Annotated in this window: 8 protein-coding genes and 1 pseudogene; 5 read left to right on the forward strand and 4 right to left on the reverse strand. The window is 72.6% G+C overall.

Annotated elements, in window-relative coordinates; genetic code table 11:
- The first annotated feature begins 105 nt into the window (after window positions 1-105).
- The 3 genes from ACEPPI_RS36640 (at window position 106) to ACEPPI_RS36650 (ending at window position 5023) form a co-directional block, all read left to right on the forward strand.
- The gene (locus ACEPPI_RS36640; RefSeq protein ID WP_373919592.1) at window positions 106-1911 is read left to right on the forward strand and encodes a VanW family protein; all 1806 of its coding nucleotides are present in this window, start codon (window positions 106-108) and stop codon (window positions 1909-1911) included.
- 142 nt (window positions 1912-2053) lie between these two features.
- Window positions 2054-4756, forward strand: a complete 2703-nt coding sequence (locus ACEPPI_RS36645) for a SpoIIE family protein phosphatase (RefSeq protein WP_373919593.1) — start codon at window positions 2054-2056, stop codon at window positions 4754-4756.
- Between the two features lie 111 nt (window positions 4757-4867).
- Window positions 4868-5023 (forward strand): DUF6131 family protein, encoded by a 156-nt coding sequence (locus ACEPPI_RS36650; RefSeq protein ID WP_371679907.1) that lies wholly within the window; start codon window positions 4868-4870, stop codon window positions 5021-5023.
- Here ACEPPI_RS36650 and ACEPPI_RS36655 read toward each other — a convergent pair.
- Window positions 5014-5577: pseudogene (locus ACEPPI_RS36655) on the reverse strand (DUF4118 domain-containing protein); the annotation flags it as partial. The gene ACEPPI_RS36650 and the pseudogene ACEPPI_RS36655 overlap by 10 nt on opposite strands.
- A 244-nt stretch (window positions 5578-5821) precedes the next feature.
- Between ACEPPI_RS36655 and recQ the strand changes: the two are divergent.
- Both recQ and ACEPPI_RS36665 read left to right on the forward strand, forming a co-directional pair.
- Window positions 5822-7810: a DNA helicase RecQ gene (gene recQ, locus ACEPPI_RS36660; RefSeq protein ID WP_373919594.1), complete on the forward strand. Its 1989-nt coding sequence runs from the start codon at window positions 5822-5824 to the stop codon at window positions 7808-7810.
- A 191-nt stretch (window positions 7811-8001) separates the two neighbouring features.
- Window positions 8002-9342, forward strand: a complete 1341-nt coding sequence (locus ACEPPI_RS36665; protein WP_373919595.1) for a diacylglycerol kinase family protein — start codon at window positions 8002-8004, stop codon at window positions 9340-9342.
- A 17-nt stretch (window positions 9343-9359) separates the two neighbouring features.
- On the opposite strand, the gene ACEPPI_RS36670 is transcribed toward ACEPPI_RS36665, so the two are convergent.
- The 3 genes from ACEPPI_RS36670 to ACEPPI_RS36680 form a co-directional block, all read right to left on the reverse strand.
- A complete protein-coding gene (locus ACEPPI_RS36670) occupies window positions 9360-11090 on the reverse strand; it encodes a SulP family inorganic anion transporter (protein WP_373919596.1) in 1731 nt (576 codons plus the stop codon).
- Window positions 11090-13813, reverse strand: coding sequence for a cation-translocating P-type ATPase (locus ACEPPI_RS36675; protein WP_373919597.1), 2724 nt, complete (start codon window positions 13811-13813; stop codon window positions 11090-11092). Before ACEPPI_RS36675 ends, ACEPPI_RS36670 begins: the two co-directional genes overlap by 1 nt.
- A 67-nt stretch (window positions 13814-13880) precedes the next feature.
- Window positions 13881-14882, reverse strand: coding sequence for a polyphosphate kinase 2 family protein (locus tag ACEPPI_RS36680; RefSeq protein ID WP_373919598.1), 1002 nt, complete (start codon window positions 14880-14882; stop codon window positions 13881-13883).
- Window positions 14883-15081: the final 199 nt, after the last annotated feature.

Raw genomic sequence — 15081 nt, forward strand, 5'->3', positions numbered from 1 at the left:
CAAAACACATATTGGGTTAAATCTTTAGGGTGGTAATTCTTAAAGTACGGGATGCTGCCGGGGCCCAGCGCCGCCGGCGTGCGGGGCGCCGCCCCAGGGAGTGACATGGCACGCGCGGGCAACAGGACGGGCAACTGGCGGATCGCTCTGCCGCTGGTGGGCGGAGCCGCCGTACTCGGATTGGGCGGCCTCTACGTCACCGGACTCGTGACCGGCGGTGACATCGAACAGGGGACCCGGGTGCGGGGCGTGGACATCGGCGGCATGAGCCGCGCCGAGGCCCGCCAGGCGCTGGACCGGGCGCTCGGACCCGCCGCGGCGGCGCCCGTGGCGATGAAGATCGGCGACCGCGTCGAGAAGGCCGACCCGGCCGCGCTGGGCCTCTCCCTCGACACCGGGGCGACCGTCGACCTCGCCGCCCGCACCGGCCACGACCCGGTCACCGTCATCGGCAGGCTCTTCACCTCGACCGACCGCGACATCGAGCCCGTGACCAGGGTCGACGAGCCCACCGCCCGGGCCGCCCTCGGACGTCTCGACGAGAGCACCCGCCAGCAGGTCCGCGACGGATCGATCGCCTTCGACAAGGGCGCCGTCAAGGCCGTCGATGCCCGGCCGGGCATCGACCTGATCGAGGACCGCGCCCTCGACACCCTCCGCACCGCCTACCAGGCCGGCTCCACCGGTCCCGTCGTGCTGCCGGTCGAGCGCCGGGAGCCGCACGTCGGGGCCGAGGAGACGAACCGGGCCCTGGAGGCCTTCGCGCGGCCCGCGATGTCCGGGCCGGTGACGGTCGCCGTCGCCGGGAAGCGGATACCCATCACCCCCGCCGTCCTCGGCGAGCACCTCACGATGGAGGCGGACCCCCGGGGCCGCCTCGTACCGGCCCTCGACTCCAAGGGCCTGCTCGCCGACCCCGCCGTCGCCCGACCCGTGGAGCGGGCCGTACAGGCCCCGCGCGACGCCGTGCTCGGCCTCGACGCCGCCGGCCGCGTGGCCGTGGACACCGACGGCCGCCCCGGCCACCAGGTCACCCAGGCGGCCCTCGGACGCGCCGTACTGCCCCTGCTGACCGGTACGGGCGCGGGCCGCAGCGGCGAGGTCGCCACCGAGGAGGTCCAGCCCGACCTCACGAGCGCCGAGGCCCGGCGGCTCGGGATCAAGGAGAAGGTCTCCTCCTTCACCGTCCAGTTCCCCGCCGCCCCGTACCGCACGACCAACATCGGCCGTGCCGTGGAGCTCATCAACGGCTCCGTCGTCCTGCCGGGCGAGGAGTGGAGCTTCAACCGGACCGTCGGCGAGCGCACGAAGGAGAACGGCTTCGTCGACGGCATCATGATCAACGACGGCCGGTTCGTGAAATCGCCCGGCGGCGGGGTCTCCGCCGTCGCCACCACCATGTACAACGCCGCCTTCTTCGGCGGCGTCAAGCTCGTCGAACACGGCGCGCACTCGTTCTACATCGAGCGCTACCCCGAGGGCCGCGAGGCCACCGTCGCCTGGGGCACCCTCGACCTGCGCTGGGTCAACGACACCGGGCACGCCCTCTACGTGCAGGCCCACTCCACCGACACCTCGCTGACCATCACCCTGCTCGGCACGAAGAAGTACGACGAGATCAAGGCGACCAAGGGGCCGCGCACCCAGGTCACCCCGCCCGCCAAGATCACGGGCAGCGGGCCGACCTGCGAGGTCCAGACCCCGCTGGAGGGCTTCGACGTCCAGGTCGGACGTGACTTCGTCCAGGGCGGCCGCACGGTCCGGCACGAGGACTTCAAGACCCACTACACCCCGCGCGACGAGGTCACCTGCGACCCCCAGACCCCGGCGGCCACCCCGGCCACCCCGGCCGCGCCCACCTCGCAGGCTCCGTCCACCACGGCCCTCGCCGCGGCCTCCGCCCCCCGGTAGGACCGCCACGCGCCCGCACGCGCCGCGACACGGCGCGTGACCGGCGGGACGCATTTCGCGCCTGTCGGGGGCCGCGGCCATCCGGAAGTGCTACAACTGGGTGCGTGACCCTTCCTCGCCGCCACCCGCGCCGGGCACGTCGGTGCGGTCACCCGTAGGCAAGCACTTCCGGAGCGTCGCCGGACAGGTATTCGTCCTTCAGGTGGCGATCGTGGTGTTGCTCGCGACCGGAGCGCTCATCGCCCTGCTGCTCCAGTCACGCCACGACGTCGACCGGGAGGCGCGCAACCGGTCCGTCGCCGTCGCGGAAACCTTTGCCCACTCCCTCGGGCTCCAGGGGGCCCTGAAGACCCCCCACCCGTCCACGATCCTGCAGCCCCTCGCGGAGTCGACGCGCAAGGACGCCGGCGTCGACTTCATCGTGGTGATGGACACCAACGGCATCCGCTACTCCCACCCCAAGCCGGACCGCATCGGCAAACGCTTCGTCGGCACCATCGCGCCCTCCCTCGCCGGGCACACCTACACCGAGAGCGTCAACGGCCCGCTCGGCCAGGAGATCCAGGCGGTGGTCCCGGTCAAGGCCGCCGACGGCAAGGTCGTCGGCCTGGTGTCGGCGGGCCTGACCGTCAAGAACGTGAGCGGGGTCGTCGACCGCCAGCTCCCCGTCATCCTCCTCGCCATCGCGACCGGCCTGGCCCTGGCCACCGGCGGTACGGCCCTGATCAGCAGACGGCTGCGCCGCCAGACCCACGGCCTCGGCACGCACGAGATGACCCGGATGTACGAACACCACGACGCGGTGCTCCACGCCGTCCGCGAGGGCGTCGTCATCACCGACGGCGACGGCCGGCTGCTGCTGGCCAACGACGAGGCCAAACGGCTCCTCGGGCTGCCGGAGGGCGCCGAGGGGCGCTACATCGGCGACGTCCCCGGTCTGGACCGCCGGATGTCCGACCTGCTGCTGTCCGGCCGGGTGGCCACCGACGAGGTACTGGAGGCCGGGGACCGGCTGCTCGTCGTCAACCAGCGCCCCACCCACACCCGCGGCCGGGCCGAGGGCAGCGCGGTCACCATCCGCGACTCCACCGAGATGCGGATCCTCACCAGCCGGGCCGAGACCGCCCGCAGGCGCCTCAAGCTGCTCTACGACGCGGGCGTCGACATCGGCACCACCCTCGACGTGGTCCGCACGGCCGAGGAACTCGCCGCCGTCGCCGTCCCCCGGTTCGCGGACTACGTCACGGTCGACCTCGCCGACTCCGTGCTCGACGGGGACGAACCCGGCCCGGGGGCCGACATGCGGCGCACGGCGGTCAGCGGCATCCGCTCCGACCACCCCCTCTACCCCCGCGGCCGGCTGATCGACTTCCTGCCCTCCACCCCCCAGGCGCGCGGCTACGGCACCGGCGAGGCGGAGCTCGTGCCCGACCTCTCCGACGCGCCCGGCTGGCAGGCCCAGGACCCGCCGCGTGCCCGGGAGATCATCGACTTCGGGATCCACTCGCTGATCGCGGCCCCCCTCACCGCCCGGGGCGTCGTCCTGGGCGTGGTCAACTTCTGGCGCTCCCAGAAGCCCGAGCCCTTCGACGACGACGAGCTGTCCCTGGCCGAGGAACTCGTCGCCCGCGCGGCCGTCAGCATGGACAACGCCCGCCGCTACACCCGCGAACACGCCCTCGCCGTGACCCTCCAGACCAGCCTGCTGCCCCGCGCCCTGCCCGAGCAGAGCGCCGTCGACGTGGCGCACTTCTACCTGCCCGCGCAGTCGGGGGTGGGCGGGGACTGGTTCGACGTGATCCCGCTGTCCGGCAGCCGGGTCGCCCTCGTCGTCGGGGACGTCGTCGGCCACGGCCTGCACGCGGCGGCCACCATGGGCCGTCTGCGCACGGCGGTCCACAACTTCTCCTCCCTCGACCTGCCGCCCGAGGAGATCCTCGCCCGCCTGGACGACCTCGTGCAGCGCATCGACCACGACGCGGACGACGCCGCCGACCCCGGCGGCGGCGTACTCGGCGCGACCTGCCTGTACGCCGTCTACGACCCGGTGTCCCGGCTGTGCACGGTGGCGCGGGCCGGGCACCTGCCGCCCCTCCTGGTCGCCCCCGACGGCCGGACCGAGTTCGTGGAGCTGCCGGCCGGGCCCCCGCTCGGGCTGGGCGGGATGCCCTTCGAGACCGCCGAGCTGTACCTCGCGGAGGGCAGCCAGCTGGTCCTGTACACCGACGGGCTCGTCGAGGAGCGGACCAGGGACATCGGCGAGGGGCTGGAGCTGCTGCGCGCCGCCCTCAGCCATCCGGACCGGGACCCGCAGGAGAGCTGCCGGGCCGTCCTCGACCGGCTGCTGCCGGCCCGCCCGACCGACGACGTGGCCCTGCTCATCGCGCGCACGCGCACCCTCGGCGCCGACCGCGTCGCCCAGTGGGAGGTGCCGTTCGAGCCGAGCGAGGTGGGCACCGTACGCAACGCCGCCGCCCGCCAGCTCGACGCGTGGGGCCTGTCCGAGCTGGGCTTCTCCACGGAACTGATCCTCAGCGAGCTGATCACCAACGCCCTGCGGCACGGCTCCGGGCCGGTGCGCGTCCGGCTCCTGTACGACCACGCCCTGACCTGCGAAGTGTGGGACGGCAGCAGCACCGCCCCGCACCTGCGCTACGCCGCCACCACCGACGAGGGCGGACGGGGACTCTTCCTCGTGGCCCAGCTCAGCGAGCACTGGGGGACCCGCTACACCCCGGAGGGCAAGGTCATCTGGGCGGAACAGTCCCTCCCCGGCGCCCCCGGAAACCCGCCCGACACCGCGGAATCCGCGCTCGCCGCCTTCCTGGACGTGGAACCCCTCTGAAACCGGACGGGCCCGAAAGCGGTGGGACAGGGATCGCCGGGTAGACGCCGGGAGTCACACCCCGGCGGATCGCACCCCGCACCGCCCCCCTAGCGGAAGACGAGGGACACCATGATCGTCATCGGATTGATTCTCCTGCTCATCGGTTTCCTGACCGGCATCTCCATCCTGTGGACCCTGGGGATCATCCTGCTCGTGGTGGGTGCGGTGCTGTGGATCCTCGGTTCGGTCGGACACGCCGTCGGCGGCCGGCGCCACTACTGGTGACCTGCCGAGAGGCCCGCCGTGTCCAGGGCCGCCCCGGCCTGCGCGGCCAGCGCGACCGCCACCAGGCGGTCCTGTTCGGCGGGAAGCGGGCGGCCGGGCGGCGGGTCGAGGAGGTAGCGCCCGTAGTAGTGGCCGCCGCCGACCACCCGCAGCTCGGTCCCGCCGTCCGGCCGGTCGGCGTACTCCGTCACCCGGTCCCCGCGGCGCCACCACACGCCGCCGTCGTGTTCCAGCCGCGGCAGGTGCCCCATCAGGGTCCCGTACTCGAAGCGGCAGCCGCGCAGCCCCAGCAGCCCGGTCAGCTCCCGGCCCACGTACTCGACCGCCGCGTCCGGGAAACCGCCGAACTCGGCCAGCCGGGCGGACCGCCGCAGGCTCGACAGCTGTGCGGCGTCCGTCGCCACGGCCGAGCGCAGCCGGCGCCCGCGCACCGCCAGCTGCGCGACGATCAGGCCGACGACCAGCAGCAGCGCCGCCGTCACGACGTCCGCGCGGCCCGTGATGACGAACCGCCCGTAGGGCGCGGTGAGGAAGAAGTCGAACCAGGCGGCCGCCGAGAGGGCGGCGGGGTCGCGGAGTCGGTACCCGGACGTGTCGTGCCTCCTGTTCGCCCGCCCTCCCCGTCCCCCATTCCATCCTGCCCTCGACGGCGCGGCGGGCCACCCGCGCCGCCGTCAAGGGCGCGTGAAGACGGCCGGCGCGGGCGTAAGGAACGCGCCAAGAGCCCCGGCCCGCCGGTCGTCCACAGGCTCCCGCCGGTGGGGCCGGGGTGTCGGCGGCTGCCGATAGGCTTCGTGGATGGCCCTTACGGACGCTTCCCCCGAGACCTCCCCTGAGCTGGAGGTGCTGCACCGCGTCTTCGGATACGGATCCTTCCGCGGTGAGCAGCAGGAGATCATCGAGCAGGTCGTCGGCGGCGGTGACGCACTCGTGCTGATGCCGACCGGCGGCGGCAAGTCGCTCTGCTACCAGATCCCGGCGCTCGTCAGAGAAGGCACGGGCGTCGTGGTCTCGCCGCTCATCGCCCTGATGCAGGACCAGGTGAACGCGCTCACCGCACTCGGGGTGCGGGCCGGATTCCTCAACTCGACGCAGGACCCGTACGAGCGGCAGGCCGTCGAGCAGGCCTTTCTCGCCGACGAGCTGGACCTGCTGTACCTGGCTCCCGAGCGGCTGCGCACCGAGGGCACCCAGCGGCTCCTGGACCGGGGCAGGGTCTCCCTGTTCGCGATCGACGAGGCCCACTGCGTCGCCCAGTGGGGCCACGACTTCCGGCCCGACTACCTCGCGCTGTCGATGCTGCACGAGCGGTGGCCGAAGGTGCCCCGGATCGCGCTCACCGCGACGGCCACCCGTGCCACCCACGCCGAGATCGTGGCCCGCCTCGGCCTGGACGACGCCCGGCACTTCGTCGCCAGCTTCGACCGGCCGAACATCCAGTACCGCATCGCCCCCAAGAACAACCCGCTCAAGCAGCTGCTGGACCTGATCAGGACCGAGCACGAGGGGGACGCGGGAGTCGTCTACTGCCTGTCCCGGGCGTCGGTGGAGAAGACCGCGGCCTTCCTGGTGGAGCAGGGCGTCGAGGCCGTCGCCTACCACGCGGGCATGGACTCCCGGACGCGCGCCGCGAACCAGGCGCGCTTCCTGCGGGAGGACGGGATCGTGGTCGTGGCGACGATCGCCTTCGGCATGGGCATCGACAAGCCCGACGTGCGCTTCGTGGCCCACCTCGACCTGCCGAAGTCCGTCGAGGGCTACTACCAGGAGACCGGCCGCGCCGGCCGTGACGGGGAACCTGCCACGGCGTGGCTGGCGTACGGCCTGCAGGACGTGGTCCAGCAGCGCAAGCTGATCGAGGGCTCCGAGGGCGATGAGGCGCACCGCCGTTCGCTCGGCATGCACCTGGACGCCATGCTCGCCCTGTGCGAGACGGTCGACTGCCGGCGCGTGCGGCTGCTGGAGTACTTCGGGCAGCCGGGCGAGCCCTGCGGCAACTGCGACACCTGCCTGACGCCCGCCGAGTCCTGGGACGGGACGGTGGCGGCGCAGAAACTGCTGTCCACGGTGTGGCGGCTGGCGAAGGAACGGCGTCAGAAGTTCGGCGCCGGGCAGATCATCGACATCCTCCAGGGCAAGAAGACGGCCAAGGTCATCCAGTTCGACCACGACGGGCTGTCGGTGTTCGGCGTCGGGGCCGACCTGAGCACCGCCGAGTGGCGCGGCGTGGTCCGCCAGCTCCTGGCGCAGCGCCTGCTGGCCGTCGAGGGCGACTACGGCACGCTGGTCCTCACGGACGAGAGCGGCGAGGTCCTGGGAGGCCGCCGCAGCGTCCCGCTGCGGAAGGAGAAGGCGGCCGCCGCCCCTTCCCGCAAGGAGTCCGGCGCGCGCTCCGGGAAGGGCGCCCGCGTACCGGTCGACCTGCCCGCCGGGGCCGAACCGGTGTTCCTGGCCCTGCGGACCTGGCGGGCCGCGACGGCGCGCGAGCAGGGTGTACCGGCGTACGTGGTCTTCCACGACGCGACCCTGCGCGAGATCGCGACGCGGCTGCCCGCCACCGTGGAAGAACTGGGCACCGTCGGCGGAGTCGGCGAGGCCAAGCTCACCAAGTACGCGGAGGGGGTCCTCGCCACCCTCGCGGAATGCGCCGGCGCCGACACCGCCCCGCCCCCGGCCGACCCGGCGCCCGCGCCCGCGCCGGCGCCGCGGTCGTCGGCACCCGACGCCGACGAGCCGCCCTTCGACCTGGACGAGATGGACCCGCCCTGGGACGAGGACTGGCAGTAGGGGCCGGCCCGGCCTCCGAGGTCATGGTCCCGGGGCCCGGCCGCCCCACCACGGACGTGCCGCGCACGGTGACCGCTCGTACGCTGAAGTGGATCCCCGCCGGCGTCCGCGTCCGCGGGAAGCCGGCCCGCCCGGGTCGCACCGGCCGGGCATCCGGGCGGTGCGCGGTGGAGCGGTGGGAGGTAGCCCCCATGAACAGGCGCTGGGCGGCGCGTTTGGCCCTGACGGCGGGCGTGGCGGCGGTCGTGGTGCTGGTCGTCTTCGCCGGGCTCGCGAGCCTCCTGCTCATGGGAGCCGCGTGGGCGGGTCTGGTACTGACCGCCGCCGGTACCTGGTGGATGCTCACCCACACCGGCTGGATCAGGGCACTGGCCGTGGTGCTCATGGTCGCCGCGCCGCTCACCGTCCTGGTCCTGTACGCCTCCGTCGACCTGCTGTGGGTCGTGCTGGTCTCGCTCGGCCTGTGGGCGCTGGCCGTCTTCGCCGGCCGGAGCGCGCTGACCGAGGACTCCCCGCCGGGCATGCCGGAGCGGCCCGTCGGCCCGGTCGGGCACCCGTTCCTCATCATGAATCCGCGCTCCGGCGGCGGGAAGGTCGAGAAGTTCCGGCTCGCGGAGCGGGCCAGGGCCCTGGGGGCGGAGGTCGTCGTCCTGGATCCGGACCGGCACGAGGACGTGGCCGCGCTCGCCCGGCGGGCCGTCGCGGGCGGGGCCGACCTCCTAGGCGTCGCGGGCGGCGACGGTACGCAGGCCCTGGTCGCCGAGGTGGCGGCGGAGCACGACCTCCCCTTCATGGTGATCAGCGCGGGCACCCGCAACCACTTCGCCATGGACCTGGGACTGGACCGGCAGGACCCGTCCACCTGTCTGGAGGCGCTGACCGACGCGGTGGAACTGCGCATCGACCTCGGACGCATCCACGCCGGAGAGCCCGTGGACGGCAGTCCGGGGCGCGTCTTCATCAACAACGCCTCGTTCGGCGTGTACGCGGAAGTCGTCCAGAGTCCCGCCTACCGCGACGACAAGGCCCGCACCATCCTGGAGATGCTCCCCGACCTGCTGACCCACCAGAGCGGCGCCCTGCTGAGCGTCCGTGCCGGTCCGCTGACCACGGACGGACCCCAGGCCGTACTGGTGAGCAACAACCCCTACCAGAGGGGCGACTCGGCGGGGCTGGGACGCCGGGAGCGGCTGGACTCCGGCGAGCTCGGCGTGTTGTGCGTCGGCGTCGACAATGCCGCCGATGCCACGCAGCTCCTGCTGCGCGGCGGCCAGGGCCGCGGGCTGACCGAGGCCACCGCCCGCGAGGTCGTCGTGGACTCCGAGGCTCCCGTGGTCGCGGTCGGCGTCGACGGTGAGGCCCTCTCGCTGCCCACCCCGGTGCGCTGCCGCATCGAACCCGGCGCCCTGCGCGTGCGGGTGCCCCGCAACCGGCCCGGCGTCCCGCGCGCCGCGCCGCCGATGGACTGGCGGCGGGTGCGGCGGCTGGCCCTGACGATGGGGCGCGTCGCTGTGGGACGGGACGGCTCCTGATCCACCGGGGGGAGCGGTCACCGCCCGTCGGCGGGGGGCTCCCACTCGGCTCCGGTCTGCCGACGGAAGGCCTCCACGGCGGCCTCCACGGTGGGGAAGAAGTGCCCGGGGTCGATGGTGCGGGTGAGCTCGTACCGTTCGATCTTGCGCCGTACCGGATCCTTGAGCTCGGCGAAGACGAGGTGCACGTGGTGCTCGTTGAGCGTCTCGTCCAGCTCCTCCAGGACGTCGGCCGCGGTGGTGTCCACATCGGTCATGGGCTCCGCCGCGACCACGATCCAGCTCGGCCGCGGATCCGTCTCCGCCAGCCGCCTGATCTCGTCGCGGAAGGCCTTGGCGTTGGCGAACAGGAGCGGCGCGTCGAAGCGGTAGATCACCAGGCCCGGCAGCTGCCGGGCCTGCGGGTAGGAACGGATGTCGTGGAACCCCTCCAGGTCCTGCACCCGCCCCAGCACGGTGTGGTACGGCCACCACGTCTGCCGGAAGACGTTCAGGACGGACAGGGCCACGGCGATCGCGATGCCGGGCAGCACACCGATCAGGGCCACGCCGAGGAACGCCGCGCAGCACAGCAGGAAGTCCGTCCGTCGCTGGCGCCACAGCCTCACGGCCCCGGGGACGTCGGCCAGGGACAGCGACGCGGTGATGACCACGGCGGCGAGGGCCGGCTGGGGGAGGTTGCGGAACAGGCCCGGGGCCATTACCAGCATGACGACGATGAGCACCGCCCCGACGACCCCGGTGAGCTGGCTCCTGGCCCCCGCGCGCTCCGCCACCGCCGTACGGGAGCCGCTCGTGCTGACGGGGAAGCCCTGGAAGAGACCGGCCGCGAGGTTGGCGACACCGATCCCCACCATCTCCTGGTTGCCCCGGACCTCCTGGCCCGTGCGGGCCGCGAACGCCGACGCGTTGGAGATCGTGTCGGCCAGGGACACCAGGGCGATGCCCAGCGCACCGCCCAGCAGCAGCGTCAGGTCGGTGAGCCGCACGTCCGGGATGGTGAACGGCGGGAAGCCCTCGGGCAGTACCCCCACCAGGCCGACGCCGCGCCCGCCCAGGTCGAAGACGGTGGCCGCGGCGATCGCCAGGACCACCATCACGAGCACCGCGGGGACCTTCGGCAGCAGCCGCTGCAGGACCAGGATCAAGACGATCCCGCCGCAGCCGACCGCCGCGGCGGCCGGCACCACGTCCCCGCCGACGACTCCCTGCACGAATCCGGCGAACTCGCCGAGCAGGTCGTCCGCCTCGACCCTGAAGCCGAGCAGTTTGGGCAGCTGACCGATCAGAATGGTCAGCGCCAGACCGTTCATGTAGCCGATCATCGTCGGCTTGGAGATCAGGTCGGCGATGAAGCCGAGCTTCGCCACCGAGGCCAGGATCATGACGGCCGCCACCATGAGCGCGAGCACCGACGCCAGGGCGACGGCCCGCGCGGGATCCCCGTCCGCCGCCACCAGGGGCAGCACGGTCGCCGCGATCATCGGCCCCAGCGAGGAGTCCGGGCCCAGCACCAGGATCCGGGACGGCCCGCACACCGCGTACCCGAGCAGGCACAGGACCGTCGTGTACAGGCCGGTGATCGGCGGCAGGCCCGCCAGCTCCGCGTACGCCATGCCCTGCGGCACCAGCAGCGTGGTCAGGACGACCCCGGCCACCAGGTCCTTGACCAGCCACTCCCTTCGGTAGGACGACGCGGCACGCACCCCGGGAACGGCCCGCAGCCGGGTGGCGAGCCGTCCGCGCATCAGGTGCCCCGGGTCGTCCGGCGGGCCAGGAGCTTGCCCAGCTCCCACAGGAGCAGGAGCGCGAGGGCGGCCAGCAGCGCACTGCCGAACTGCCGTGCGTCGATCTCGGTCGTGCCGAGGAGGCGGCGGAAGCCGTCCATCTGCGTCACCAGCACCGCGAGCACGAACTGGGCCAGTGCCACCCAGTTCATCTGCTTGCTGTCGAAGGTGGACGCGGTCAGCACCGACTCCGTCTCGCTGCGGCACTCGAACGCCGCCACGATCAGGCACAGGGCGAAGGCGGTGAACGCGACGGACTGGCCGGTCCCGGCGCCGTCGGAGGAGCTCCGGCCGAGCTGGGTGAGGCCGAGCAGGATGATGGTGATCGCCAGGCCGCCCAGTCCCACCGTCACCAGTACGGACCGGGTCAGCACCGACTCCCCGCGCGGACGCGGCCTGCGGAGCATCAGCCCGGGGCTCTCCCGGTCGAAGCCCAGCGCGAAGCCGAAGGAGGCGTTGACCACGAAGTGGATCCACAGCACCTGCGGGGGAGTGAAGGGCTCACCGGCCGCGATGTTGAAGACGGTGGCCCCGAGGAAGGTCAGCACGAAGGTGACCAGCAGGAGCAGCACGAAGCGGATGTACTTGGTGAGGTTGTCGTAGATCCTGCGGCCCTGCTCCACCGCATAGACGATCGTGGCGAAGTTGTCGTCGGAGAGGATCATGCGTCCGGCGTTCTTCGCCACGTCCGTGCCGCTGCCCATGGCGATGCCGATGTCGGCGGCCTTGATGGCGGGGGCGTCGTTGACCCCGTCCCCGGTCATCGCCACGACCTCGCCCTTCTTCTTGAGCGTGTCGGCGAGCAGCACCTTGTGCTCGGGGGCGACGCGCCCCACCACACCGATGTCGTCGATCCGGGCGAGCTGCTCCTCCTCGCTCATGGCCGCGAAGTCGGCGCCCAGGACCGCCTCGCCGGGGATGCCGAGCTGCCGGGCGATCGCCGCGCCGGTGGTGACGTCGTCACCGGTCACCATGCGGACCCGGATGTGCCCGGCCTGGGCGCCGGCCACGGCCGCCCTGGCCTCCTCACGGGGCGGGTCGACCATCGCGACGAGGCTGGTCATCCGCAGCTCGGTGACGTACGCGAGCAGGTCGCCCTCCGGGTCGAAGGCCGCCGGGTCCAGATCACGGGTGGCCCCGGCCATCACCCGGTACCCCTCGGCGCCCATCCGCTCGGTCTGCGCCTCGGCGCGCGCCGCCAGTTCGGCGTCCCACGGCCTGGCCCCGTCCGCCGCGAGCGCGGTGGCGGCCCGTGCCACCATCGCGGGGACGGCACCCTTGACGAAGCACCGGACGACCTCCCGCCCGGAGGCGTCGACCGCCGCGTTGAAGGTGGCCATCAGCTTGTAGCCGGGGTCGAACGGCAGCGTGGCCAGCCGGGGGAGCCGCTCCCTGGTGCCCTCGATGTCCAGCCCGGCCTTGTGCGCGAGCACCAGCAGTGCGCCCTCGGTGGGATCGCCCACCACCCGGCCGTCCACCAGCTTCGCGTCGCTGGCCACCAGGTAGGGCAGGATCGCGTCCTCGATGTCCGGGGAGGAGCCCGCGGCGTGGTGGACCTTCCCGGCGAGCTCGTAGCCCGTGCCCGAGACCGTGTACCGGTCGGTGGGGGTCACCACCTCCACGGCGGTCATCTGGTTCATCGTCAGGGTGCCGGTCTTGTCCGAGTTGATCGCCGACGTGAACGCCAGCGTCTCGACCGAAGGCAGTTCCTTGACGATGGCGTTGCGCTCCGCCAGGTTGAGGCTGCCGACCGACAGGATGGCCTGGGTCACGGTGGGCAGGGCTTCGGGGATGGCGGCGATGGCCAGCGAGACCGCGCTGACGAACAGGACGTCCCAGGACTGGTCCCGCTGCCTTCCCAGGGCGAACATCACGATCATCGTGAGGCCCGCGGCCGCCGTGATCCACAGCGTCAGGGTGTCGAGCTCCTTGGTCAGCGGCGGCACCTCCTTCTCGGTGGTGGACAGCATCCCGGAGATCTTGCCGAGCTCGGTGCCGGCACCGGTCGCCGTGACCACGACCACGCCGCTGCCGTGGGTGACCGGGGTGTTCATGAACGCCATGTTGGTCTGGTCGCCGGGCGCCGGAAGGGGGCCCGTCAGCGTGCCGACTTCCTTCGCGGCGGGAACGCTCTCGCCGGTCAGCGCCGACTCGTCGATCTGCAGGGCGCTGGCCCTGATGATGCGCCCGTCCGCCGCCACCTGGTCTCCCGCGGCGATGAGCACGATGTCCCCGACGACGAGCTGCTCGGCGGGGACCTCTGCCTCCGTGCCGTCCCTGCGCACCCTCGCCGTCGCCTTCATCATCGACTGCAGCGCGTTCATCGCGCTCTCGGCCTTGCCCTCCTGGCGCAGGCCGATGACCGCGTTCAGCAGGGTCAGGAAGATCAGCAGGACGGCGGTGGTCCACTCCTGGATGAGGAGCGAGACGACCGCGGCGGCCACGAGGACGATCTGCATGTAGCTGCGGTACTGCCGCAGGAACCGGAGCCAGGTCGGGGTGCGCTTTTCCTCGGGCAGCGCGTTCGGGCCGTGTGCGGCCAGCAGGTCCGCCGCCCGCGCGCCGGAGAGACCGACCGCGGGATCGACGTCGAACGCCGCCGCGACCTCCTCGGGGGCCCGCGTGTACCAGAGATCCTGCGAAGCGCGGGGCCGTCGCTCCACGGAATCCGACCGCACTGTCATCGTCGCCTCCGATTCGTGGCCGGGGATGCTGCACGTCCGGGCACGGCGCGTCCCGGTCCGAGGGGTCCTAGCCGCGTTTCCCCTTCCCTCCCTTCCTCCCCTTCTTCCGCCGCCCGCCGCTCCGGCCGGCCGACGGGTGGCCGACGGCGTACGGATCGGCCGGAACACCGGCCGGGGCCTCCTGCTCCAGCTCCCGTCTGGTGACGAGCAGCTCTTTGCGCGCCTCTTCCCCCACATCGGGGAACCGGGGGTCGATGTCCATCAGGGTGTGGGCGAGGACCGCCGCCGCGCAGATCCGGGCGAACCACTTCCGGTCCGCCGGTACGACGTACCACGGCGCCCACTTCGTACTCGTGGCCGACAGCATCTCGGAGAACGCCTCCTGGTACTCGTCCCAGTGGCGGCGCTCCCTTACATCGGCCGCGGAGAACTTCCAGTTCTTCTCCGGCAGGTCGATCCGCTTCAGGAAGCGGGTGCGCTGCTCCTCCTTGGACAGGTTCAGGAAGATCTTCACCACCTTGAACCCGTTGTCGGTGAGGTAGCGCTCCCACTGGTTGATCTCCCGGTAGCGCCGGTCCCACAGGTCCGGCCCGTGGTGTTCGTCCGGCAGTTTCTGCCGGGCGAGGACCTCGGGGTGGACCCGTACCACGAGGACCTCCTCGTAGTGGGAACGGTTGAAGATGGCGATCTCGCCGCGGCCGGGCAGCCGCCGGGCGTAGCGCCACAGGTAGTCGTGGTCGAGTTCCTCGCTGGAGGGCACCTTGAAGCCGCTGACGCGTACGCCCTGGGGGTTGACGCCGCTCATCACGTGGCGGATCGTCCCGTCCTTGCCGCCGGCGTCCAGCGCCTGGAGGCAGAGCAGTACGCCGAACGTGTCCTGGGCGGCCAGCCGCTCCTGGTATTCGGCCAGCAGCGATACCCCGGTCCGCAGCAGTTCGATCCCGTCCCGCTTCTTCAGACCGGCCTTGTAACGGGGGTCGAAGTCCCGGTCCAGACGTACCTCCGACCCTGCTTTCACCCTCAGGGGCCTGATGAATTCGGCGATGCGTCCGGCTCTGTCGTCCGCCATCAGCTTCCACCCCTTCGCTGGTCCTGGGCGAGCACGGTGCGTTCCGGGAACGGGACGGGTAACGGCCGCGGAAGCGTCGGATCCCTCCGCGGGGGGGGGGGGGGGGGGGGGGGGGGGGGGGGGGGGGGGGGGGGGGGGGGGGGGGGGGGGGGGGGGGGGGGGGGGGGGGGGGGGGGGGGGGGGGGGGGGGGGGGGGGGG

The sequence above is a fragment of the Streptomyces sp. AB3(2024) genome (assembly GCF_041862025.1).
In the GTDB taxonomy this organism is placed as follows: Bacteria; Actinomycetota; Actinomycetes; order Streptomycetales; family Streptomycetaceae; genus Streptomyces.